This window comes from Phaeobacter sp. 11ANDIMAR09 (assembly GCF_001294455.1).
In the GTDB taxonomy this organism is placed as follows: Bacteria; Pseudomonadota; Alphaproteobacteria; order Rhodobacterales; family Rhodobacteraceae; genus Pseudophaeobacter.
Genome location: NZ_LIKT01000002.1, coordinates 37,694 through 60,475, shown reverse-complemented (window position 1 = coordinate 60,475; position 22,782 = coordinate 37,694). Strand labels below are relative to the sequence as shown.

20 protein-coding genes and 1 tRNA gene are annotated in these 22,782 nt (G+C 60.4%); 11 read left to right on the top strand and 10 right to left on the bottom strand.

Going from position 1 to position 22,782, the window contains the following annotated elements; all coding sequences use genetic code 11:
* Nucleotides 1-44: 44 nt before the first annotated feature.
* Entirely contained in the window at nt 45-731 is a 687-nt protein-coding gene (locus AN476_RS01805) for a rhomboid family intramembrane serine protease (RefSeq protein ID WP_054459024.1), read from the bottom strand.
* A gap of 137 nt (nt 732-868) precedes the next feature.
* Here AN476_RS01805 and trpS point away from each other — a divergent pair, with 137 nt between their 5' ends.
* Nucleotides 869-1,897 (top strand): tryptophan--tRNA ligase, encoded by a 1,029-nt coding sequence (gene trpS / locus AN476_RS01800; RefSeq protein ID WP_054459023.1) that lies wholly within the window; start codon nt 869-871, stop codon nt 1,895-1,897.
* A 185-nt stretch (nt 1,898-2,082) separates the two neighbouring features.
* Here trpS and AN476_RS01795 read toward each other — a convergent pair whose 3' ends face one another.
* Both AN476_RS01795 and AN476_RS01790 read right to left on the bottom strand, forming a co-directional pair.
* Entirely contained in the window at nt 2,083-2,685 is a 603-nt protein-coding gene (locus tag AN476_RS01795) for an HD domain-containing protein (protein WP_054459019.1), read from the bottom strand.
* Between the two features lie 12 nt (nt 2,686-2,697).
* The gene (locus tag AN476_RS01790; protein ID WP_054459018.1) at nt 2,698-3,822 is read right to left on the bottom strand and encodes a TauD/TfdA family dioxygenase; all 1,125 of its coding nucleotides are present in this window, start codon (nt 3,820-3,822) and stop codon (nt 2,698-2,700) included.
* A 101-nt stretch (nt 3,823-3,923) separates the two neighbouring features.
* Here AN476_RS01790 and AN476_RS01785 point away from each other — a divergent pair, with 101 nt between their 5' ends.
* Nucleotides 3,924-4,781 (top strand): LysR family transcriptional regulator, encoded by an 858-nt coding sequence (locus AN476_RS01785; protein ID WP_054459017.1) that lies wholly within the window; start codon nt 3,924-3,926, stop codon nt 4,779-4,781.
* Between the two features lie 300 nt (nt 4,782-5,081).
* On the opposite strand, the gene AN476_RS01780 is transcribed toward AN476_RS01785, so the two are convergent.
* From AN476_RS01780 to paaG, 5 genes are all read right to left on the bottom strand, one after another.
* Entirely contained in the window at nt 5,082-5,315 is a 234-nt protein-coding gene (locus AN476_RS01780) for a hypothetical protein (protein ID WP_054459016.1), read from the bottom strand.
* 139 nt (nt 5,316-5,454) lie between these two features.
* Entirely contained in the window at nt 5,455-6,051 is a 597-nt protein-coding gene (locus tag AN476_RS01775) for a TetR/AcrR family transcriptional regulator (protein WP_054459012.1), read from the bottom strand.
* Between the two features lie 20 nt (nt 6,052-6,071).
* Nucleotides 6,072-7,382: a phenylacetate--CoA ligase PaaK gene (paaK, locus tag AN476_RS01770; protein WP_054459009.1), complete on the bottom strand. Its 1,311-nt coding sequence runs from the start codon at nt 7,380-7,382 to the stop codon at nt 6,072-6,074.
* Nucleotides 7,383-7,396: 14 nt separating this feature from the next.
* Nucleotides 7,397-7,840 carry a hydroxyphenylacetyl-CoA thioesterase PaaI gene (gene paaI / locus AN476_RS01765; RefSeq protein ID WP_083464190.1) on the bottom strand — a complete coding sequence of 148 codons (444 nt, stop codon included), beginning with the start codon at nt 7,838-7,840 and terminating at the stop codon, nt 7,397-7,399.
* Nucleotides 7,837-8,622 (bottom strand): 2-(1,2-epoxy-1,2-dihydrophenyl)acetyl-CoA isomerase PaaG, encoded by a 786-nt coding sequence (gene paaG / locus AN476_RS01760; protein WP_054459005.1) that lies wholly within the window; start codon nt 8,620-8,622, stop codon nt 7,837-7,839. The genes paaI and paaG overlap by 4 nt, the downstream gene beginning before the upstream one ends.
* 200 nt (nt 8,623-8,822) lie before the next feature.
* Between paaG and paaZ the strand changes: the two genes are divergently transcribed.
* The 6 genes from paaZ to nagA all read left to right on the top strand — a co-directional run bounded on the left by paaZ (nt 8,823) and on the right by nagA (nt 15,135).
* Complete coding sequence (gene paaZ / locus AN476_RS01755) at nt 8,823-10,853, top strand: phenylacetic acid degradation bifunctional protein PaaZ (RefSeq protein ID WP_054459003.1); 2,031 nt, start codon at nt 8,823-8,825, stop codon at nt 10,851-10,853.
* Between the two features lie 70 nt (nt 10,854-10,923).
* Entirely contained in the window at nt 10,924-11,727 is an 804-nt protein-coding gene (locus tag AN476_RS01750) for a PaaX family transcriptional regulator C-terminal domain-containing protein (protein WP_054459001.1), read from the top strand.
* Nucleotides 11,728-11,760: 33 nt separating this feature from the next.
* Nucleotides 11,761-12,756 carry an alpha/beta fold hydrolase gene (locus AN476_RS01745; protein ID WP_054458999.1) on the top strand — a complete coding sequence of 332 codons (996 nt, stop codon included), beginning with the start codon at nt 11,761-11,763 and terminating at the stop codon, nt 12,754-12,756.
* Between the two features lie 94 nt (nt 12,757-12,850).
* Nucleotides 12,851-12,927 (top strand) — tRNA-Met (locus tag AN476_RS01740).
* 137 nt (nt 12,928-13,064) lie between these two features.
* Entirely contained in the window at nt 13,065-13,976 is a 912-nt protein-coding gene (locus AN476_RS01735; RefSeq protein ID WP_054458997.1) for a BadF/BadG/BcrA/BcrD ATPase family protein, read from the top strand.
* Entirely contained in the window at nt 13,969-15,135 is a 1,167-nt protein-coding gene (gene nagA, locus AN476_RS01730; RefSeq protein ID WP_054458995.1) for an N-acetylglucosamine-6-phosphate deacetylase, read from the top strand. The genes AN476_RS01735 and nagA overlap by 8 nt, the downstream gene beginning before the upstream one ends.
* A 9-nt stretch (nt 15,136-15,144) precedes the next feature.
* Here the strand turns inward: nagA and AN476_RS01725 are convergent, their stop codons facing one another.
* Nucleotides 15,145-16,053, bottom strand: coding sequence for a LysR family transcriptional regulator (locus AN476_RS01725; protein ID WP_054458993.1), 909 nt, complete (start codon nt 16,051-16,053; stop codon nt 15,145-15,147).
* Between the two features lie 191 nt (nt 16,054-16,244).
* Between AN476_RS01725 and AN476_RS01720 the strand changes: the two genes are divergently transcribed.
* From AN476_RS01720 to AN476_RS01710, 3 genes are all read left to right on the top strand, one after another.
* Nucleotides 16,245-16,871 carry a glutathione S-transferase family protein gene (locus tag AN476_RS01720; protein WP_054458991.1) on the top strand — a complete coding sequence of 209 codons (627 nt, stop codon included), beginning with the start codon at nt 16,245-16,247 and terminating at the stop codon, nt 16,869-16,871.
* Nucleotides 16,872-16,977: 106 nt separating this feature from the next.
* A complete protein-coding gene (locus tag AN476_RS01715; protein ID WP_054458989.1) occupies nt 16,978-19,098 on the top strand; it encodes a pyridoxamine 5'-phosphate oxidase family protein in 2,121 nt (706 codons plus the stop codon).
* Between the two features lie 38 nt (nt 19,099-19,136).
* Nucleotides 19,137-19,604, top strand: coding sequence for a nuclear transport factor 2 family protein (locus tag AN476_RS01710; RefSeq protein ID WP_054458987.1), 468 nt, complete (start codon nt 19,137-19,139; stop codon nt 19,602-19,604).
* Between the two features lie 72 nt (nt 19,605-19,676).
* On the opposite strand, the gene AN476_RS01705 is transcribed toward AN476_RS01710, so the two are convergent.
* Nucleotides 19,677-22,781, bottom strand: a complete 3,105-nt coding sequence (locus AN476_RS01705; RefSeq protein ID WP_054458985.1) for an efflux RND transporter permease subunit — start codon at nt 22,779-22,781, stop codon at nt 19,677-19,679.
* Between the last annotated feature and the right edge of the window lies 1 nt (nt 22,782).

Here is a 22,782-nt window from a genome sequence, read left to right as displayed (position 1 = left end):
GCCGCAGGACGGGCGGGAGCCCCCCCCTTTTTGCGACATCTCTGCTAGTCGCGACGGATATTGCTGCGAATACGCGCCCAGCCCCCAGGCGCCAAAAAGAACGACAGGCCAAAGCCGGTGGCAAAGCCACATAGGTCAGCCACCCAGTCCTGAGCGCCGCCAAAGAGCAGCCCAAACAGCAGTTGTATTCCCATCAGAAAGGCAATCAGCGAAAAGGCCCGGCTTTGCTGTGCGCCCACCAGCGAGAGCTGTCGCCACAGAATATAGGTAAAGGCCCCGATCAAGCCGTAGACCGCCGGAAAGCCCCCGATCAACGGCACCGCCCCATTGATCAACACGGCGTATCCCACCGCCCCCCCAATGGCCGATGCCATGAAGATGATGACCATCACCAGATCGCCCATCACCTCACCTACCATCTTGCCCATGGCCAACACAAAAACGCAGACAAACAGCGCATGGGTAAAGGCTCCATGCACAAAGGTGTAAGACAGAAACCGGATCAAATGTTCCGCTGGCCACTGCCCGGTTTCCTGCATCCACCAAAAGATCTCTGAAGAAAAGGCATAGGACTGAAAGGCCTCCAGCCGCCAGCCAATGGCCTCGGGGCCACCAATGATGCCCCGCATCCCCAAAGAGAACGCCGCTTCAATCCCCATGATCACCAGCACCAGCGCCACCACGGCAGGAGGCAGCGGGTTGACGGGCGAGATATTTGGATCGTCACTCATAGTTTATCGTACTCCTTGACCTGATGCGGTCGATTTACGGCCTGCGCAGCCTGCCTGCAGGTGCTGCCCTGTTGACCCTGCGCTGGCCCATGGGTAAGCGACTAAGGACCATAATTCCAGACGGGAGTTTCGCACCCATGAGCGATACGACATTTACGCCGCGCGTCTTCTCCGGCATTCAGCCTTCCGGCAACCTGCACCTGGGCAACTACCTGGGCGCCCTGAAGCGCTTTGTCGATTGGCAGGCCAAGGACACGGAGACCATCTATTGCATGGTGGACCTGCATGCGATCACCGTCTGGCAAGACCCCAAAGACCTGCAGAAATCCACCCGCGAGCTCTGCGCCGGGTTTATTGCCGCCGGTCTGGACCCGGAGAAATCCATCCTGATCAACCAAAGCCAGGTGCCCGAGCACGCACAGCTGGCCTGGATCTTTAACTGCGTCGCCCGCATGGGCTGGATGCAGCGCATGACCCAGTGGAAGGACAAGGCGGGCAAGAACGCCCAGAACGCCTCGCTCGGTCTCTTTGCCTATCCGGCGCTGATGGCCGCCGATATTCTGGTCTATCACGCCACCCATGTGCCGGTTGGCGAGGATCAGAAACAGCATCTGGAGCTGGCCCGCGACATCGCCGCCAAGTTCAATCATGACTATGGCGTCGACTTCTTCCCGCTGACAGAGCCGGTGATCGAAGGCGCCGGCACCCGGGTGATGTCTTTGCGCGATGGCACCAAAAAGATGTCGAAATCCGATGTCTCAGACGCCAGCCGCATCAACCTGACCGATGACGCCGATACCATCGCCAAGAAGATCCGCAAGGCCAAGACCGACCCCGATGCCCTGCCCTCTGAGGCCGAGGGGCTGGAAGAGCGTCCCGAAGCGCGCAATCTGGTCAATATCTATGCGGCGATGAACAGCCAGACGGTGGATCAGGTGCTGGCCGATGTCGGCGGCAAGCAGTTCTCGGAATTCAAGCCGATGCTGGCGGAACTGGCGGTCGAGAAGATGTCTCCGATCACCACCGAGATGTCCCGCCTGATGCAGAACCAGGATGAGATCGACAAGATCCTTACCCGTGGGTCCGAGCGCGCCCGCGCCATCACCGCACCGATCCTGCGTAAAACCTATGACATTGTCGGCATGGTATCCCCGGTCGAGCTCTGATCAGATCCAACCTTCGGAAACTAAGCAGGCCCTCCAATTTGATTTGGAGGGCTTGTCTTTTCTGGTTCGCCCGAAACCTTAGGGCAGCGCCTGACCCTGGGTGGGTGCGCAAGCGCCCTCCCGTGGGGAGGGTCGGGCGCTGCCTGGCCTGTCGGCCAGGTATTCAACGGCAATAATCGTGAAGCTTAACCCGCCTCGCAGCTGCCGCAATGACGATCCACCATACGCTGCACCATGGGGGCAAAGTGCCAATAGTCTGGCGTCTCCATCCCGGCGCGTTTGCCCGCCTCATCGAGATAGCGCACCGCGATGATCTCTTTCAGGTTGGGATTGGCCTCAAACTCGGTAACCTCTTCGGCATTCATCGGCCCGCCCTGTAGTTCAAGCGTATGCACCGAGGCCGGGCTGAGCCGTTTGAAATACTCGGGCTTGGTGGCGCAGAGATAGCGCTTGGCCGCAACGTGATAGCGGCAGCAATCGGTGATCACGCTGGGAAAGAACTGCTCCAGCACCTCGGCGCCCGCGTCTTCGTGATGACGGTCTTCGGTGTCATCCGGGTGATAGGTGCCAAACTCCGAAGTGAAGTGACCAATGTCATGCAGTAGCGCGCCCACGATGATCTCTTCCGCCTGGCCGTTCTGCTCGGCAATGGTGGCGCCTTGTAGCATATGCTCGCCCATGGTGACGGGCTCGCCCAGGTATTCTTCGCCACCACGACGTTCAAAGATCGAACCGAGGAAATCAACGATATTGCTGTGGTTCAGGCTGGCGATATCCGGCTTGCTCATCTCATCCCCTCCTTACGTCGCCGACAGGGCGGCATATTTCGAGCGCAGCCCATCCTTGTCGGCGTAGCAACCCTGCAGCCAACGGGTCCCCGCGCCGCTGTAGGCTTTGCGCGCATGCAAAACCCGGGTGTTGTCGACGACAAAGCTCTCACCGGGCTCCAGACGGAAGGTCACCTCCATTGCCTCGTCATCAATGATCTCACCCAGACGACGGTAGGCAGCATAATAGGTGCCCATGTCTTCAAAGGGCACATCCTGCACCGCCGCCAAGGAGCGGTTGTTGAAACGCACGCCGATCAGCTCCCCGTCGGGGGCTAGCTCGATCATCGGGCGGCGAGACTGCAGGCAGGTATCGGCATCGCCGGCATATTCGAACCGGGCGCAGTACTTGGCGAGCACTTCGAAATACTCTGGGTTTTCGGCGCGTAGACACAGGGCGGCGGCGAAGCCGTCGACCACCATGTTCTCGCCCCCCGCTGCCGAGCTCTCAAGGCAGTAAAGCACCTGGATCGAAGGTACAGGGTCGCGGTAAGGGTTGTCGGTATGGGCCTGCAGCCCCAATCCGGTAAAGGCCAGATTGGTTGGGTTCACCTCGGTGCGGACCTCAAAATGGCGGCCATAATTGGTCTCGCGTACATAGCCAAACAGATCGACCACCTTGAACAGCGATCCATCCTCGGTCGGACCATTCTCAATCTTGCCAAAGCCGTAACGCGTGACCTGCCCCAGCCAGTCGCGCAGCGCATCACCACCCCCGCTCAGGGCCTGAAAATCACCTGTAGGCACATAGGACATCAGGCTGCTGTTCCAGGGTTCAACCCCCGCGTCCAGCCAGCCGCTCTCGATCGGAGCGGGTTTGTCGTAGGCACTGGCAGCCAGCCAGTTGAGGTCGAACTCCACGCTTTTATCCTCGGGGGCAAAACTCACCTTCAAGGTATTCTCTGCAATCTCGGCCGCCACCAGTTTGGTCTCGGCAGGGATGTCCCGCAGGGCCAGCAGGCGCTGGCCATTGCCCGGTGCGCGGGTCTCTGGATCCTGGGCATTGTCGCGCAGCCAAATGGCATGGAAACGGCGCGAATGACCCTCCAGGTCTAGGGTCAGGAAATCGCCATTGGCGGAGAGAGATACGGTGGTCATCGCTTGAAAGGTCCTAGCTGATCTGTTCACGGGTGACAGTCTCCTCCTTCGCCCCTATAAAATCAAATCAGCAAAAACCCACATGAGACTCAGATTTGCTTATGAGCGATTCCAAATTCGACAGCATCCCACTGGAATGGGTGCGCGCCTTTGAAACCACCGCGCGGCTGGGCAGTTTCACCGCTGCGGCGCGCGAAACCGGCCTCACGCAGCCTGCCATCAGCCAGCGCATCGGCAATCTGGAGCACCAGCTCGGCGCCCAGCTCTTTGTACGCAAAACCCGCGCCATCCATCTGACCACCGAAGGTGAGGCCTGGCTGCCGCATGTGCAGGCTTCGCTGAACGCGCTACGCGACAGTTCAGAGGCGCTGTTTGGGGTGGGGCGCAACAAGATCGTGATCTCGGCCAGCTCCTCCATCGTGCAGCAATGGATCACCCCCCGCCTGCCTGCTTTGCTGGCCGCTAGTGGCGCTGAAATCACCATCAACACCATGGTGCTGGCCGGCGATGCGGCCGAGGACGACGGCACCGTCAAGATCCGTTATGGTGCCGGCGACTGGTCTGGGCTCTACAAGGCGCCGCTATATGAAGAGCGCATCGCGCCCTTGGCCTCCCCCGCTCTGCTAAAAACCACTGAAGACTGGCGCGAGCTGCCGCGCCTGTCCGTGTCCGGGCCCCGCCCCAGCTGGCGCAATTGGCGTGAGTTCAGCGGCCAGGTCACCACCTCGCCAACCGCCTTGCGCTACGACACTTTTGCCTCGGCCCTGGCGGCGGCCCGCGCCGGGCTGGGGGTCTTGCTCGGCTCGCTGCCGCTCTGTCAGGCCGATCTGGACAGTGGCGCATTGGTGCAGGTGAGCTGCGAAGCAATGCCACATCACGAGAGCTACTGGCTACTGGCCTCCAAAGAGCGCATCTCGCGGCGACAATGGGAGGTACTGCGCGCATCTTTGACGAGATAGCCCCTCTAAGCGCTCCCTAAGGCACCTAAACTGGGTAACAACAAATCAGGCCTTTGCCAAAGCCACTATGCGAACTGAGCTGCCTTCAAACACTTTTCAAAAAATCCCCGCGTCCGAACCGAGGGGCGGGAAGCAAAGCGCCCGCCCCGTGGGGGCGGTTCAGGCGCTGCCAAAGCGGCGCTTTGACAATTGGCGAAACAGTATATTGCAACGGCCCATGAAGGGCCGCTATGCGGACAAAGTGACCGTTGTCCACCGCTGCAGCAGTCATTCGTCGGAACGTTTTCTTAGCGCCGTAACCTATGCTTGACGAAGCGCACGCAGTCTTCGCTTTTTCCGCAAAACGTATACCGGCGGCGCAACCAAAGCGCTTAACATCAAAGCAAGAATACCGAATTTCAAAGTGGTATTGGTTATGCCAAACAGGATGACCGGCACCGACAAAATCAAAACAAAATAGTAATATACCAGCGATCGGCCCAACCCAGAAGCTGGCACATGGTTCGCCGCGTGCAGATCTATTTCGTTGGTCATCAAACTACCTCCAAGAAAAACAGCTCCAGTAAGATTAGCCATTGCTGCATTTAGCTTTTCATCCCCCCTATTACCATAGTCTGAGCCCACAAGTTGGTGGAGAGCTTCTGGTCAAGAAGGGCTCGAAGCAGGCATTGCTCTACAACCCCCGCACCCCGTTCAGGGTCAGGTTGGCGACGAGCTCGGCATAGTCTTCACGCGCCTGGGGACCGGCGCCGGAGTTCCACATGTAGTACCAGTTCAGCATGCCAAAGACCGACATGGTGGCGGAGCGCAGCTTCTCGGCGTTGCCTTCAAAGACTTCGGGCGCCACGGCCTGCAATGTGTCGCTGAGGAACTGCACCATTTCACGCTGATAGGCGCGCAGCAGTTTTTGTTGCTCTTCCGGCAAAGCACCCATGGCGCCGGACTGCACCTTATGCTCGTAATCCGCGCCCTGATAGGCGAGCAGCACTTCCGCCACCACCTGACGCAGGGCCTCATCCGGGGCAAGATCCGCGACCTCGACCCCGCAGACGCGGTCGCGCAGATCACACAGATAGGTATCAAGGAGGCCGAAAAGCACGGCATCCTTGCTGTCATAGTAGTGATAAATATTGGCCTTGGAGATCCCGCATTCGCGCGCCAATTGGGTCATTGAGGCACGATCATAGCCCGCCTCGGCAAAGACCTTGGCGGCAGATTTCAAAATCTGCGCGCGCTTTTCGTCATGATCTTTTGCAATGGTGCGGGCCATGAGGTCAGCTCTCTCCTTGGTTAGTCAGCGTCGCGGTTGTCGACAACGCGCTTGGCCTTGCCCTGGCTGCGCTCGACCTCGCCGGGCTCTCCTACGATGATCTCGGTGGAGACACCAACCATATCCTTGATGCGTTTGGTCAGCATCCGCGCTGCTGCGGTCTTGGACAGCTCATCGGTGGCATCTGGGTTGGCCTCAACATAGACCCGCATCGCATCCATGCGACCGGCTTTGTACAGTTCAATCTGGTAATGCGGCGCCAAACCACCGGTGGCCATCAGCTGCTCTTCGATCTGGCTGGGGAAGACATTGACGCCCCGCAGAATGATCATGTCATCCGAACGACCAGTGATCTTTTCCATCCGCCGCATCGAGCGCGCGGTGCCGGGCAACAGGCGCGTCAGGTCGCGGGTGCGGTAGCGCACCATCGGCAGGCCCTCTTTGGTGAGGGTGGTAAAGACCAGCTCGCCCATTTCGCCATCAGGCAGCACTTCGCCAGTTACGGGATCAATGATCTCGGGCAGGAAGTGATCTTCCCAGATCACCGGTCCGTCCTTGGTCTCGACGCATTCGCTGGCCACACCCGGCCCCATGATTTCAGACAGACCATAAATATCAACCGCATGCATATCAAAGGCGGCTTCGACCTCGCGACGCATGGCATCAGTCCAGGGCTCAGCCCCAAAAATACCCACCTGAAGCGAGCTTTCGCGCGGGTCCATGCCAACCTTATGATATTGCTCAAGGATATTGAGCATATATGAGGGCGTCACCATAATGCCATCGGGCTGGAAATCGGTGATCAACCCGACCTGCTTTTCGGTCTGCCCGCCAGACATGGGCACCACGGTCGCGCCCAGACGTTCGATACCGTAATGCGCCCCCAGACCGCCGGTGAACAGCCCATACCCATAGGCATTATGCACCATATTGCCCTTGCGCAGACCCGCAGCCCGCAAAGAGCGCGCCACCAGATCGGCCCAGTTGGAGATGTCATTGGCGGTATAGCCCACAACAGTCGGCTTGCCTGTCGTACCGGAGGAGGCATGCAGACGGATGATTTCTTCGCGTGGCACCGCAAAAAGACCAAAGGGATAATTGTCGCGCAAATCGTTTTTGTAGGTAAACGGGAACTTCGACAGATCCGACAGCTGCTGCAGATCATCCGGGTGCACGCCAGCCGCGTCAAAGCGCTCTTTATACATCGGCACGTTGTCATAGGCGTGACGCAGCGACCACTTCAGGCGCTCCAACTGAACCGCGCGGATTTCATCAATCGAGGCAATCTCGATCGCGTCGAGGTCGGCCTTATTCGGGGTCAGGTCTTTCATGGCGTTCTCCTCACTTATTCTTCAAACAATTGACCTTTGATCGCACGGGAAAGCCCACGAAAGGCTGCGATCATCTGGCCGGATTGGTTTTCAACTGTCACGTCATAAATGCCGCTGCGCCCGGTGAGGGATACCTCAATGGCGCAGGCGATCAGGCGCTCGCCCAGCTTGCCGGGGGCGGTAAATGTGATGCTGTTGCTCTGCGCCACCGTTGATTGGTTGCGGCTGTTGCAGGCAAAGGCAAAGGCGCTGTCGGCCAGCATGAAGGTCACGCCCCCATGGCAGATACCATGGCCATTGCAGTGATGCGCCTCGACCGTCAATTCCAGCGTAGCGGAGCCTTCGTCAATCGCGGAGATCTCCATCCCCGCCCATTTTGAGGCATTGTCGCTGGCCCACATGGCCTCTGCGGATTTTTCAGCACGCTGTTTAGGCGTGAGTTCTGCGGTCATGCTCATTTCCCCTGAAACTTGGGCGCGCGTTTTTCCAGAAAGGAGGCAACACCTTCAGCATAATCGGCGCTTTCGCCGCAGGTCTTCATCGCGTCGGCCTCCTGCTCCAGATGATCCTGCAGGGTGGCAACGGCGGCATCCTGAATGCAATGTTTGCTGAGGCCCAGACCCAGGGTGGGCCCATTGCCCAGCTGCGCGGCCATGGCGCGGGTGGTCTCCATCAGATCGGCATCCGGAACGGCCTTCCAGATCAGCCCCCAGTCTTCGGCCTGTTTGGCGGGCAAGGGCTGCGCGGTAAAGGCCAGGCCCTTGGCGCGGGCTTCGCCAAGCAGGCGTGGCAGATGCCAGCTGCCGCCGGTGTCCGGGATCAACCCGACCTTGGAGAAAGACTGGATGAACTTGGCGCTTTCCGCTGCAAAGACCATGTCACAGGCCAGCGCGATATTGGCACCAGCCCCAGCAGCGACGCCATTGACCGCACAGATCACCGGAAACTCAAGCGAGCGGATCAAATTGACCAGCGGCGCATAGAAGGTACGCACGGTATTGCCCAGATCCGGCGGGCCATCCATCTTGCGCGGGTCGCGGTCGCCCAGATCCTGGCCCGCGCAGAAACCCCGGCCAGCACCGGTCAGCAGGATGGCGCGGGCGCCACCATCACGCGCGGCCTCGATGGCGCTGCGCAGGGCATAGTGCATTTCATCGTTGAAACTGTTGAGCCGATCCGGCCGGTTCAGGGTGATCTCCACCCAAGTGCCGTGATCCGCGACCAGAATAGAATCGCTCATGTCTTTTTCCCTCCTGCAGCCCCGTCTCGCTGGATCTGACCAGTCGAAACAGGCGCGATGCAAAACTCCGTTGACAAATTTCTTGCATAAACCGACCAGTCGGTCAATATATCATTGAATGCGAATTTGAGCCCTTGGCGCGGCGAGTCGTCTCACGACCAGCAACAGGGGATCGGCCACAGGAATGAAAAGGACAGAGCATGAGCCTTCTAGACGTATCGAGTTTTGCCGCTGGTGAATGGATCGCCCCAGGCGCCGGCGCCCGCAACATCGCCAGCGCCGTCACCGGCGCCCCGCTGGCGCAGGCCGGCAATGACGCGCTGGATGTGCAGGCGATGCTGTCTTACGCCCGCGACGTGGGTGGCCCTGCCCTGCGGGCGCTCACCTTCCATGACCGCGCACGGATGCTCAAGGCGCTGTCGGCGCATCTGAATGAGCACAAACAGGCGCTTTATGATCTCAGCTTTGAGACCGGCGCCACCCAGGCGGACCACATGATCGACATCGACGGCGGCATCGGCACCATGTTTGTCTTTGCCTCCAAAGGTCGCCGCGAGATGCCCGACGCCAAGGTCTATCTGGATGGCGAGGTCGAGCAGCTGTCGCGCCACGGCACCTTCCTCGGTCAGCATATCTGCACACCTTTGCAAGGGGTTGCGGTCCATATCAACGCCTTCAACTTCCCCGTCTGGGGCATGTTGGAAAAGCTCGCCCCCACCCTGCTGGCGGGTGTGCCTGCCATCGTAAAACCTGCGACTGCCACCTGCTACGTGACCGAACTCGCCGTGCGCCTGATGCTCGACAGCGGCATCCTGCCTGCCGGTGCGCTGCAGCTGGTTTCGGGCGGTCTGGGCGATATGCTCAACCATCTGACCATGCAGGATGTGGTCAGCTTTACCGGCTCGGCCCAGACCGCGCTGAAACTGCGCCAGAATCCAGTGATCCTGGAAAACTCCATCCGCTTTGTGGCGGAACAGGACAGCCTGAACGCTTCGATCCTAGGGCCAGATGCCACACCCGGCACGCCAGAATTTGATCTGTTCATCAAAGAAGTCAGCCGCGAGATGACCACCAAGGCGGGGCAGAAATGTACCGCCGTGCGCCGCATCATCACCCCTGCATCGCAATCCGAGGCCGTGATTGAGGCCCTGTCTGCCCGCCTGGCCAAGACCACAATTGGTGACCCACGTCTGGAAAGCACCCGCATGGGCGCACTGGTGTCCAATGGCCAGAAACGCGACGTGCTGGAGAAGGCGGGGATTCTGGCGACTGAGGCCACCCGCGTCTACGGCAACCCCGATGATTTTGCGGTTGAGGGCGCCGATGCTGAAAAAGGTGCCTTTGTGCCGCCGATGCTGTTCCACTGTGAAGACCCCGATGCTGCCCAGCGCGTACATGACACCGAAGCCTTTGGCCCGGTTTCCACCGTCATGGGCTACCGCGATCTGGACCATGCTGTAGCACTGGCCAACCGTGGCGAGGGCTCGCTGGTGGCCTCCTGCATCACCAATGATCCCGAAGTCGCCCGCGAGGTAGCGCTGGGATCGGGCGCCTATCACGGGCGGATCTATTTCAACAACCGCACCTCGATGAAGGAAAGCACCGGCCATGGCTCGCCCCTGCCGCATATGGTGCATGGTGGCCCCGGTCGTGCCGGTGGTGGCGAAGAGCTGGGCGGCGTGCGCGGTGTGAAACACTACATGCAGCGTACCGCCATTCAGGGCAGCCCCGACATTCTGGCCGCGATTGGTCAGCAGTGGGTGCCCGGCGGCACCGAAGTCGAGGCCCCGGCGCATCCCTTCACCCGCAAATTTGGCGAGCTGGCCATCGGTGAGACGCTCAACAGCCCCTCGCGCAAGGTGACGCTGGACGATATCGAGCATTTTGCCACCTTCACCGGCGATACCTTCTACGCCCATATGGATGACGCGGCCGCCAAGCGGAACCCCTTCTTCCCCGGTCGCGTCGCGCATGGCTATCTGCTGCTCTCCTTTGCCGCAGGCCTGTTTGTCGAGCCCAATGAAGGGCCTGTTCTGGCCAACACCGGTCTCGATAACCTGCGTTTCATGAAGCCGGTTTCGGCGGGGGACAGCATCAAAGTGCGTCTGAGCGTGAAGAAAAAGACCCCTCGGAACGAGGAATACGGCGAGGTCCGCTGGCATGTCACCCTGACCAACCAGGATGATGAAAAGGTCGCGGAATACGAGCTGCTGACCATGAACGCTTTCTGAGGCGTCAAAACAGGTGACGCCTTTACGCTCCGGGCTGGCCTAACCGGCCCGGAGCGCTTATCCTGCTGTCATGACAGCACTATCCCCTCAGACCTTTGAGCTGAGCATTGCCCAGCTCACCGACCTGCAGAACCTGCGGGTCTGGTCGATCATTGTCTCGCTGTTTGGCGATCTGGCACAGAGGCCCGGCGATCAGATCAGCGGCACCACTCTGACCCAGATCATCACCCCCATGGGGATCAAGCCCGAAGCCATCCGCGTGGCCCTGCACCGGCTGCGCAAAGATGGCTGGATCGAGAGCACCCGGTCTGGACGAGCCTCAGTGCACTATCTGACCGAATTTGGCCGGAATCAATCCGCCGCCGTGACCCCGCGAATCTATGCCCGCGCACCACAGCCGCCCCAAAGCTGGCATCTTCTGATCGCCGAAGACGGCAATAGCCTTACCACGCTGGAAGAAACCCTGCTGCTGCCGCAATATACCCAGGTCAACCGCCGCACGGCCTTGGGATATGGGCCAGCCCCCGCAGGGCTGGATGATCTGTTTGTGGCAACCCTGTCTGATCTGTCTGTCCCCGGCTGGTTGCAGGCCCGCCTGTTCCCGCAGGATTTGATCGAGGCCTGCCAATCCCTGCACAACGCCCTGGCCAAAATTCCACCGCCCGAGGTCGATCTGACCCCAGTGCAGGTGGCAACGCTACGCACGTTAATCGTGCACCACTGGCGTAGAATTGCCCTGCGTCACCCGGTTCTGCCCCAGGGGTTTTCCCCAGAAACCTGGGCCGGAGAGGCCTGTCGCACCCGTGTCTTTGATCTCCTGGACAGGTTACCGCAACCACAGCTTCCGGCGCTGGAAGGCAGAGCCCCGGCCTAAGCGCCCCTAAATGTTTTTCTTCGGAGAGTATTGATGTCCGCACTTAGCAGCCTTGCCCTGATCGCTCTTGCCGCCCCTGCAGCCCTCCTGGGCGCGTCGCATCTAAAAACTCGCAAGCTGGCCCGAGAGGCCCGCGCCCTAGTGCCTCCGATCGGCCAATTCTGCAACACGGCACGGGGCAGGATCCACTATATCGACATCGGCCCGCGGCATGCGCAACCACTGGTTCTAATCCACGGGCTCAGCGGTCAGTTGCAGCATTTCACCTATGCTCTTGCCGAAAGGCTGGCTCAGGATTATCGGGTCATCGCCCTGGACCGGCCCGGATGTGGATACTCCACCCGCGCCAGCGATGCCCTGGCTCGCCTGCCGGAACAGGCAAAGACCCTGTGCGGCGTTCTTGATCAGCTTGGGATCGACCAGCCCGTTCTAGTCGGGCATTCCTTGGGGGGCGCCGTGTCGCTGGCCATGGCCCTGCTCGCACCCGATAAAATTCGCGGCCTGGCCCTGTTGGCCCCATTGACCCACCCCTCCCCACAGGGAGCTGAAGCCTTTAAGGGCTTGATCGTCCACACCAGTGTCATGCGGCATTTGATGGCGCAGACGGTTGCTGTCCCAACCGCCGAGCGCACTGCCGCGCCGGTCCTCGACCAGATCTTTGCCCCCGAGGCCTGTCCGGATGACTTCCTGACCAAGGCAGGCGGCGCATTGGGGCTGCGCCCTGAGAGCTTTGTCGCGGCCTCGGCGGATGCCTCCTTCCTATACCCTGCAATCGAGATCCAGGCCACCCGCTACACCAAAGAGCTAAAGACCCCCGGGGCGATTCTTTTTGGGGCCGAAGATGCGATTCTCGCCCCAAAAACCCAGGGCCAAGCCATGGAAAGCTACGGGTTAAATTGCCAAATAGCCCCCGATCACGGCCATATGCTGCCCATTACGGCACCGGATCTATGCGATCTTTTTATTCGCGCCACCCTGCAGGCCCTGCCCAGTCGCACGCAAAGGGCTAAAAACCAAGAAAACAGCTGAAGCGGGCAAAAAAACATCTCCGAATAGGCCATTCTCCTGCATTTGCGCCTTGACCCCAGGGGCGCCATTCCGTAAATCGCCCCTCACAGAAGATGGCGCGGTAGCTCAGTTGGTTAGAGCGATCGACTCATAATCGATAGGTCGGGAGTTCAAGTCTCCCCCACGCCACCATTTCTCTCCTGCAAAACAGTACCATATGCTTTGGACACAGACGCGATCCTTGCGAGTTGCGACCTGCAAGCCGCGGCTTCCCGGCTGGCAACAATCTGGGCTGGCTCCCTTCTTGTCAGGCACTTATACCTGTCTCCATGACACAGAGCCCCCTACCTGCACTCCTTGCCATTGACGGCGGCGGCACCCGCTGTCGGCTTGCGCTTGAATGGGCAGGCCGGGTGTTTAGAGTGGAAAGCGGGCCAGCCAATGCTTCCAGCGACTTTAACGGTGCCCTGGAGCAGATTCGCCTGGGGCTCGCGCAGCTGGGCAAGGCAGCCGGGCTGACACTGGCGCAACTCGGCGAAGTGCCTGCCTTTCTTGGCTTGGCCGGGGTTGTCAGCCCCAAGATTGCCGAGCGCCTAGAGCAGGCGCTTCCCTTTGTGCGGGTCCGCATCGCAGACGACAGACCTGCAGCCCTGCGCGGGGCACTTGGGGCAGGTGACGGGGCCATTGCGCATTGCGGCACCGGATCGTTTCTGGCCAGCCAGATCCAGGGCAGAGACCGCATCATTGGCGGCTGGGGCCAGCACCTGGGCGATGAGGCTTCGGCGCAGTGGCTGGGCCGCCTGGCTCTGGCACGCACTCTGAATGTGTGCGACGGGCTGGAGCCCGGCACCGGCCTAAGCACGCGCCTGTTGACTCAGTTTTCCAGCCCGGCCGCGATTGTCGCGTTTGCAGCCCAAGCCAGCCCGTTGGAATTTGGCGCGCTGGCCCGCACGGTTACCAGCCAGGCAAAAACTGGCGATGCTCTCGCTGAGGGTCTGATGCGCCAGGGCGCTAGCTACCTCGCCGACACCCTGCCCCGGATTGGCTGGGCACCCGGTCACGCGCTCTGTTTGACGGGGGGGCTCGCGCCTGAATACCGCAACTATCTGCCCCGCCAGATGCAACAGGCCCTGCAGGAGCCCCTGGGCGACCCTCTGTCCGGAGCGCTGGCTCTGGCACGGCAGTTCGCCATCCAGCCCCTTCCCCCAAGCTCTCCCGCGTCAGGACAACAGGATGACTAGCACCCCCACGTATTTCGGCGGCGGGCCGATCTTTGATGGCCAAAGCCTGAAACAGGGTCTGACCGCCCGCTTTGAGGGCGGTCAACTGGTCGCCCTGCTGCCGGATTATGCGCCCGAAACCCAGGGCCGGTATGTGGATCTTGGCGGCGATATCCTCAGCCCCGGCTATCTTGATCTGCAGGTAAATGGCGGCGATGGCATCATGCTAAACGCAGAGCCCAGCTGCGCCGGGCTGGCGCGCATCGCCAAAGCTCACAGAAGGCTGGGTGCCGTGCAGATCCTGCCGACGCTGATCACCGACACAGCCGAAAAAACGGCACAAGTCATCGCAGCCGCAGCACAGGCAATCAAGGCTGGTGTGCCCGGTATCGCCGGGCTGCATCTGGAAGGCCCCCATCTGGCCCAAAGCCGCAAAGGCGCCCATGACGCAGCACTGATCCGGGAAATGACCCTGTCGGATCTGGAGCTGCTGATTGCCGCCGCCGAAGCCCTCCCCGTGCTGATGGTGACCCTCGCTCCGGAAAGCGTCAGCCTGGATCAGATCAAGACCCTGCGGGATGCCGGTGTCCTGCTGTCGCTGGGGCATAGCGACGCCTCCTATGAGCAGACCTTGGAATACGCCGAGGCGGGTGTCTGCTGTGTTACCCATCTGTTCAACGCCATGAGCCCGCTGAACCATCGCGCGCCCGGCCTGGTTGGCGCCGCGCTGAGTTCCCCTGCGCTGCACGCCGGTCTGATTGCCGATGGCATTCATGTACATCCTGCGGCGATGCGTGCCGCCTGGGCTGCTAAAATGGGTCGTCCCAGCCCCGAAGGCAAAATCTACCTGGTGAGCGATGCAATGGCCCCGGCTGGCAGCGACATTTCCGCGTTCAAACTGGAGGGCCGCCAGATCCTGCGCCAAAACGGGCGTCTCACGTTGGAGGACGGCACCCTAGCGGGCGCTGATCTGGATCTCACGACGGCCCTGCGTGTACTGGTCTCACAATGCGGCATCCCCCTCGAAGAAGCCCTGACGGCGGCCGTCACCGTGCCTCGACAGGTGATTGGTCAATGGTCAACAGACAGCTGCGCACTTGGCCTCGGCGAAGATGAGTTCATCCGTATCCAAAGCGATCTTGGCGCCGCGACCCCAATCAATGAGACCGCTGGCCTGTAGGCGCTCCAGTTAAGGCGCCCATAGATTTTGCCCCCCCGATTGAAACCAAGTCGCCAGATGTTCGATCAAAGCGCGAATCCGTGCCGTCAAATGGCGACTGGGGGGATAAACCACATAGAGCGGCAATGGCGCATCCTCGCACTCAGCAAAGAGCAGCTGCAGTTGTCCGGACTCAACAAAGGGTTTCACCGTGTAGTAAGGGCAGCGGGCGATGCCCTGCCCCCCTGCCGCCATATGGGCAACAGCACGTGGGGAGTTGGCGCGAAAACTGCCATTTACCGCCACCGAAGTCACCTCCCCTGCCTCGCGAAAGCGCCAGATATCCGGCTGCGCCGAAGATTGCAGTAACAGGCAGTTATGGGTGGCCAGCGCCTTGGGGTGACCCGGCTCCCCATTGCGCTGCAGATAGTCAGGTGCGGCGGCCACCACCAAACGCATGTCACAGAGTTTGCGCGCCACCAGGGTGGAATCCTGCAGCTTGCCAAACCGCACCGCCAAGTCGATGCCTTCTTCGACGATGGGCGCGTGATAGTCTGACAGCAGCATCTCGATCTGCACCTTTGGATGCGCCTGCTGAAACGGCGTCACGGCCTGCACCAGTTCGCGGCTGCCAAAGCCAGTAGGCGCGGTGATCCGGATCCCCCCCGCCAATTCAGATTGGCGCTCCTGTATGACGCCTTCCATCTCGTCGATTTGATCCAGAAGAGGCAGGCAACGCTCCAGATAGGCCTGGCCGGTATCGGTCAGGGTGACGGATCGCGTGGTGCGGTGAAAGAGCTGCGCGCCCAGGCGTTCTTCTAGCCGGGCCACATATTTGCTGGCAAGTTTGGTGCTAATGCCGATCTGGCGTGCCCCGGCCGTAAAGGAATGCTGCGCCGCAACCGCAACAAAGGTCCGCATGCAATCCAATGTGTCCATTCCCTTAGCCCTCTGCTCTGGTCAGGTGCAGGCAGCCTAGTTCATTATCGCCGTTTCGTACATACTTACTCCACAGATAGATATATTATCACCCAAGTGTTCTGAATGTATCTCTACCTCATCGAACCGCAGCTCTTAACCAGTTGCTTTCACCCGGGCCGCAGTCGCGGCAAAACCTTGAGGTACAGACTATGTCCAATACGATTCGCATTCACAGCTTCCCGCTCTCCGGTCACGCTCATCGTGTCGAACTCTTTGCCAGCCTGGCAGGCATCGCCCATGAGGTAATCAACGTCGATCTCGCCAGCGGCGAACAAAAGGGCGAGGCCTTTTTGGCGCTGAACCCTGCCGGTCAGGTGCCGGTGATTGAGGACGGCGATACCGTGATCACCGACGCCAATGCCATTCTGGTCTATCTGGCGCGCAAATACGCCCCAGCCTATCTGCCCAGCGATCCAGTGGCCGAGGCCGAGGTACAGAAGTTCCTGACCCTGGCTGCGGGTGAGGTTGCCTTTGGCCCGGCCGCCGCACGTCTGATCAATGTCTTCAACGCAGCCTTGGATGCAGAGTTCTGTAAAACTGTCGCCGAGCGGGTGCTGGGCAAACTGGAGGCCCACCTGGAGGGGCGCGACTTCCTGGTTGGTTCGGCCCCCACCATCGCGGATGTGGCGATCTATTCCTATGTGGCCCATGCCCCCGAAGGCGGCATCTCGCTGGAGACCTATGCCAATGTGCGCCGCCTGCTCGCCAATATCGAAGGGTTGAAAGGCTTCAAGCCTATGCCCGTCACCCCCGTCGGCCTGCGCGCCGCGGCTTGATTTTGCCCACTCACGACAAAGCCCGGGGCGGCAAGCCCGCCCCGGACATTGCCCTGTTGCCTTCTTGTCCCATTTCCATTTAGCCCCAGCCGTAACGAGGTCCGCCATGTCCCCTGCCCTCCCCGCCCAGCCTGATGACAGCCAGACTGCCTCACCCTTCCATGCCGGAGAGCAGCAATTGCAAAGCGAAAACGGCAGCCGCGAGATGATGGAGAAATTTGGTCGCAGGGTGATCCGCCCCTTTATGCCGGATCAACACCGGGCGTTTTTTGCCCAGCTGCCCTTTGTGGTGGTGGGGGCTGTAGACGCCGAGGGTTGGCCCTGGGCCAGTCTGTTTCCAGGTGCCCCCGGTTTCGCGAACAGCCCGGACAACCGTCATCTGGACATCGCTTTGAACGCCGCACAGACCGATCCAGTGCGCAGCGCCCTGCGCCCCGAGGCGCCGATAGGGCTGCTTGGGATTGAGCCGCACAGTCGCCGTCGCAACCGGATGAATGGCCGTGTCGCAACGCTGGGGGAGGCCCAGGTTCAACTGCGTGTGGACCAGTCCTTTGGCAATTGCCCGCAGTATATCCAGCACCGCGACATCACCTTTCTGCGCGATCCCGCCGACAGCACCCCGGCGCAGGCTGCGCCGTGCTTTACCCAATTGGACGCAGAGGCCCGCAGGAAGATCGGATCGGCGGATGTCTTCTTTGTCGCCAGCGCAGTCGAAGCGCGTGACAATCCCACCAATGAAGGGGTCGATGTCTCGCATCGGGGTGGGCGGCCCGGTTTTGTACAGATCGATGGCAACAGCCTGATCATTCCCGATTTCCCCGGCAACAACCACTTCAACACATTCGGAAATTTCCTGCTCAACCCCAAGGCCGGGTTGGTGTTTCCAGATTTTGAAACCGGGACATTGTTGATGCTCACCGGGACCACCGAGCTGCTGTCAAAGGATGCACCGGAAATTCGCGGCTTCCACGGCGCCGACCGGGGGTGGCGCTTTACCCTGGACCATGGGCTTTGGCTGCGCGATGCCCTGCCGTTTCGCGCCAAACTCGGCGCCTTTTCCCCGCATTCACTCATGGCAGATACCTGGGCAGAGCGCAGCGCACGCGCCAAACAGGAAGAGGGCCGCAACGCCTGGCGCCGTTTCCGGGTCGCTCGGGTGGAGCAGGAAAGCGCGGCCATTCGCTCCTTTTATCTGGAGCCTGCTGATGGCGCGCCGCTTCTGCCCTTTGAAGCCGGTCAGTTTCTCACCCTGCGCGCCAGATCCAAAACACCGCCCGCTGGGCAGGCGGTCGCGAAAGTGCTGAGCCGAAGCTATACCGTCTCTTCTGCCCCCGGCGAGCCCTATTACCGGATCTCGGTCAAACGCGAAGAACAGGGCGAGATGTCGCGACTGCTGCATGACCAGGTCACACCGGGCGATGTTCTGGAGGCGAAAGCGCCGCGCGGTTCATTCTATATTGATCCTACGGAGACCCGCCCTGCGGTTCTGCTGGCGGGGGGCGTCGGCGTCACACCGATGATCTCCATGGCCAGCCATGTGATGCGCGAAGGGCTGCGCACCCGTCATCTGCGTCCGCTCACGGTGGTGCATGCCAGCCGTGACAGCGCCCAGCGCGCTTTTGCGGATGCCTTTCGCGCCCTGCAGCAGGCAACCGAGGGACAGATCCGTTACCTGTCCATCCTCAGCAACGCGGCTGAGGGTGAAAAACCCGGCGAAGACTATAACGGCACCGGGCATATCACCGATGACACCCTGCGGCAGGTGCTGGCTCTGGATGACTATGATTTTTTCCTCTGCGGCCCGCCCCCCTTCATGCAGGGGGTTTATGACAGCCTGCTCCGCCTCGGTGTGCGGGACGCCCGGATCTATGCCGAGAGTTTTGGCCCCGCCGCCCTGACCCGCACCGCCGACACCTCCGCCTCCTCGCAGGCGATGGATCACCCCGCCAAAGATGAAGCCGAGGCCGCCGAGGTCCGCTTTGCCAGCCTTGATGCCGCTGCCCAGTGGAGCGCCGAAGACGGCTCCTTGCTGGAGCTGGCAGAGGCCCAGGGGTTGACGCCCAATTTTAGTTGCCGGTCGGGGTCCTGTGGCAGTTGCGCGACCAAACTATCCCAAGGCCGCGTCAGCTATCGCAGCCCTCCCGAAGCCGAGGTGGAGGCGGGTGAAGCCCTGCTGTGCTGCGCCCGCCCCGCCAAAGACAGTGCCCCCTTAATTCTCGACCTCTAATCCCTCCCCCTTCTCGTTTGACCAAAAGGAGCCTCCCTATGGAAACCCGCCCGCCTCTGCCGCCCTTTACCCGTGACAGCGCCATCCAAAAGGTACGCCTGGCCGAAGACGGCTGGAACAGCCGCGATGCCGCCAAGGTGGCGCTCGCCTATACGCCGGACACCAAATGGCGCAACCGCGCAACCTTTGTCAGCAACCGCGCCGAAGCCCAGGCCTTTCTTGAAGCCAAATGGATCCGCGAGCTGGACTACCGCCTGATCAAGGAGCTCTGGGCCTTTACCGAGAACCGCATTGCCGTGCGCTATGCCTATGAATGGCACGACGACAGCGGCAACTGGTATCGCTCGTATGGCAATGAAAACTGGGAGTTTGCCGAAAACGGCCTGATGCAGAACCGCTTTGCCTGCATCAATGATCTGCCGATCCAGGAAGCAGAGCGCAAGTTTCACTGGCCGCTGGGGCGGCGCCCCGATGATCACCCCGGCCTGTCAGATCTGGGGCTTTGACCCCACCTAGGTCCGCAGTAAACAGGGGCGGTCTGCGCATAGGCAGCCGCCCCTTGTGCTGTGTCGCGAAGGTCAGAGAACATTCTCGCTGCGCTGGAACTGATCCACCCATTTGCGCACATTCACCATGTCAAAATAGACCGAGATCAGCGCCGGAAAGACCAAGAGAACCAGAACCATCGAGGCCAAAAGACCAAAGGCCACCGAAACCACGACCGGCACCAGGGTCTGCACCTGCGGGCTGGTCTCGAACAGGATCGGCACCAGGCCCGCAATGGTGGTGGAGGTCGACAACAGGATGGGCCGGAACCGGGCGCGCACGGCATCCAGCGAGGCCGCCAGATAGTCATCGCCCTTTAGGTGCGTCTGAAAAAAGGTCAGGAACAGGATCGCGTTGTTCACAACAATCCCCGCCAGCGAGGCAAAGCCAATGAGGCTGGGCATCGAGATATCCATGCCCATCCCCCAATGCCCCAGAATGGTTCCAATCAAGGCAAAGGGGATAGAAAGCATCACCACAAAGGGCAGCGTGTAAGAACGGAACTGGAAGGCCAGAACCATGAAGATGCCCACAAGCCCCAGCAGGAGCAGCTTCATCAAGGAAGACTGCGACTCCGCCTGTTCAGCGCTGGCGCCCGAAATGCCGATCTCTACTCCCGGAAAGCTCTGTTGCAGCTCTGGTTCCAACTCATTGCTGATCACTGCGGCAAGCTGCGTTGAGGTCACGGCCTCGGTGTCGATCTTACCGCGAATGCGCGCCAGAGCCTTGCCGCTTTTGCGGGTGATCGTCGGATAGCCCTGCGACAGGGTCATCTCGGCAACCGTCGACAGAGCCACCAGCTTGCCTTCTCCTACCAGGATCGGAAAGCGCTCCAGTTCGATCAGATTGGCCACCGTGTCATCCAGTTTGACTCGCACCGTCATATCGGACTGATTGGAGCGGAAACTATCGGTCTCAGTGCCTTGAAAGGCGCTGCGCAGCTGGTCCGAGAGCGCCTGTGGCGTCAGGCCAACCAGGTAGCCATATTCATTGAGCGTCAACCGCACCTCTTGGCGCCCTCCATAGAAGTCCTGAAAGGCCTCGACCACATCCGGGCGCTTCAACAGCTCGGTGCGCAGCGCGGCCGAGGCCGCCTCCAGCTCGGCAAGGTCATAGCCTGTGAGCTCCACATCCAGATCAAAACCACCTGGCCCGACTTCGGACTGCGAGAAGGAAGCCTGGATCAGGTCCGGAATAGGACCCGCCGCCAGCCTCCATGCCTCAAGCACCGCATCGGCGCTGACGTTTCGTTGAGCACTGCTCAGCAGATCCACCGTGATCGTGGCAGTGTTGGACCCATTGTCATAGACTTCCGAGTTGACCGCATAGCGGACCAGAACCCGCTCCACCAAGGGAGCACCGCCTTCTGTCTTGGGCGTCAGCTCGGCATCCACCTGGTGCAGCCCCTCCAGCAATTGGTCAACCGTCGCAACGGTGCGTTCCCGGCTGATCCCCGAGGTCAGAGAAAAGCGGATGGTCAGGGTATCGCTTTCGGTGGTGGGAAAGCCGATCATTTTGACCGAGCCGGAAGCAATCAAACCAACCGACAAGATCAGGGCGGCAAAGACCGATCCCAAGGTCAGATAGCGCAGGGAGACCAAGCGCGCGGCAATCGGCAAGACGCAGCGCTCTTTGACCCACTCCAGAGCACGTTCCGCCAAGCGGGGCTTATGAAGCTCTGGTTTGCCTGGTTTTCCATGGCTCAGATGGTGCGGCAGAATGAAAAAGCCCTCAAACAGCGAAATTGCCAGGGTAATCAGCAGAACCATCGGAATAAACCGCAGGATCTGCCCCATATCACCCGCCAGGAACAACAATGGACAAAAAACGCAGGCGGTTGTCAGGAAAGAGGAGGTCACTCCAGGCAAGACCTCCAGTGCCCCGCGAGAGGCGGCCTCAGCCGGGCCAACGCGGGTCCGCCATTTGTCGATGTTTTCGGCAATCACGATGGAATCATCCATGATCAGACCCACCGCCATCAAAAGAGCCACAAGAGTGATCATGTTGATGGTGATGCCGAGCACGCTCATCACAAACAATGTGCCCAGAAAGGACACCGGCAGAGCGGCAGAGATCCACAGAGCCTCTTTTAGAGAAAAGAACAGCCACATGGTGAAAAACACCAAAACCAAACCAACCGCGATGTTTTCGACAATCAGCTGCAAACGCTCTTCGACCAGCTCGGTCATGTTATTGGTCACAGTGATGCGGAAAGGGTCAGGATAGGCGGCGCGTTCCGCGCTCAGGACCTGGTCGACGGCCTCGAATACTCGGATACTGTCAGCGGTCTTGGATTTGGACACCGAAATGATCGCCGCCTGATCGCCATCAATATAGGAGGCGATGTTCTCATCGGTATCCCTCAACTGGACCTCGGCCAGATCACGCAGCCGAACAAAGCTGCCGGACTGGTTTTGCAGTACGATCAAATCCTCAAGATCGGCAACCGAACGGCGGGTATCGGCATAGCGCAGCACCAGGCTGTTTTCATCCAGATCCGCATTGCCCAGCGGCTGACTCAGGCTGCGGGCTTGGATGGCATCGACAATATTGCGCGGTGAAAGGCCAAAGCGGTGCAGCGCATCCTGATCAAAGACCACCTGCAGTTCGCGATCCGTGATGCCGGCCACTGAGATCTCGGCAACACCGGGCAAGACGCGCAGGCGTTCGGCCAGCTCATCGGAATATTCGATCAGCCCCTGTTTTCCAGAAATGCCCGAGACCGCGACAAGAGCAACAAGATCGCTGCGGGCCTGAATTTCCACCGTGGGGCTCTCCGCATCCGCCGGAAAATCATTGATGCTGGACACTGCCGAAAAGACATCGTTGAAAAACAGCGTCAGATCCCCACCTTCTTCCAGCTCTGCGGTGGCAGTTGCACGGCCATCAACTGACAGACAGGTCAGTTCGGTCATCCCGGATGTACCGGTCAAAGCGGTTTCCAGCGCGGTGCAGATCTCTTCATCCACATCCCGCGCCGAAGCCCCGGGGTAGACAACCGAAGCCGCCACGGTCGAGGCGGTGAATTCGGGGAAGGTCTCGCGCTCCAGGTTGCTCAGCACCCCAATGCCCAGGATGCAAAACAGCAGCATCATCAGATTGGAGGCAACCGGGTGGCGCACAAAAAAGGAAATCATA

Coding starts and splice junctions, on each gene's coding strand:
- AN476_RS01735 (WP_054458997.1), top strand. CDS start 13,065: ATGACACAGAGCCCCCTACCTGCACTCCTTGCCATTGACGGCGGCGGC.
- AN476_RS01745 (WP_054458999.1), top strand. CDS start 11,761: ATGTCCGCACTTAGCAGCCTTGCCCTGATCGCTCTTGCCGCCCCTGCA.
- paaZ (WP_054459003.1), top strand. CDS start 8,823: ATGAGCCTTCTAGACGTATCGAGTTTTGCCGCTGGTGAATGGATCGCC.
- paaG (WP_054459005.1), bottom strand. CDS start 8,622: ATGAGCGATTCTATTCTGGTCGCGGATCACGGCACTTGGGTGGAGATC.
- AN476_RS01720 (WP_054458991.1), top strand. CDS start 16,245: ATGTCCAATACGATTCGCATTCACAGCTTCCCGCTCTCCGGTCACGCT.
- nagA (WP_054458995.1), top strand. CDS start 13,969: ATGACTAGCACCCCCACGTATTTCGGCGGCGGGCCGATCTTTGATGGC.
- AN476_RS01790 (WP_054459018.1), bottom strand. CDS start 3,822: ATGACCACCGTATCTCTCTCCGCCAATGGCGATTTCCTGACCCTAGAC.
- AN476_RS01780 (WP_054459016.1), bottom strand. CDS start 5,315: ATGACCAACGAAATAGATCTGCACGCGGCGAACCATGTGCCAGCTTCT.
- AN476_RS01710 (WP_054458987.1), top strand. CDS start 19,137: ATGGAAACCCGCCCGCCTCTGCCGCCCTTTACCCGTGACAGCGCCATC.
- trpS (WP_054459023.1), top strand. CDS start 869: ATGAGCGATACGACATTTACGCCGCGCGTCTTCTCCGGCATTCAGCCT.
- AN476_RS01785 (WP_054459017.1), top strand. CDS start 3,924: ATGAGCGATTCCAAATTCGACAGCATCCCACTGGAATGGGTGCGCGCC.
- AN476_RS01805 (WP_054459024.1), bottom strand. CDS start 731: ATGAGTGACGATCCAAATATCTCGCCCGTCAACCCGCTGCCTCCTGCC.
- AN476_RS01795 (WP_054459019.1), bottom strand. CDS start 2,685: ATGAGCAAGCCGGATATCGCCAGCCTGAACCACAGCAATATCGTTGAT.
- AN476_RS01750 (WP_054459001.1), top strand. CDS start 10,924: ATGACAGCACTATCCCCTCAGACCTTTGAGCTGAGCATTGCCCAGCTC.
- AN476_RS01715 (WP_054458989.1), top strand. CDS start 16,978: ATGTCCCCTGCCCTCCCCGCCCAGCCTGATGACAGCCAGACTGCCTCA.
- AN476_RS01705 (WP_054458985.1), bottom strand. CDS start 22,781: ATGATTTCCTTTTTTGTGCGCCACCCGGTTGCCTCCAATCTGATGATG.
- AN476_RS01725 (WP_054458993.1), bottom strand. CDS start 16,053: ATGGACACATTGGATTGCATGCGGACCTTTGTTGCGGTTGCGGCGCAG.
- paaI (WP_083464190.1), bottom strand. CDS start 7,840: ATGAGCATGACCGCAGAACTCACGCCTAAACAGCGTGCTGAAAAATCC.
- AN476_RS01775 (WP_054459012.1), bottom strand. CDS start 6,051: ATGGCCCGCACCATTGCAAAAGATCATGACGAAAAGCGCGCGCAGATT.
- paaK (WP_054459009.1), bottom strand. CDS start 7,382: ATGAAAGACCTGACCCCGAATAAGGCCGACCTCGACGCGATCGAGATT.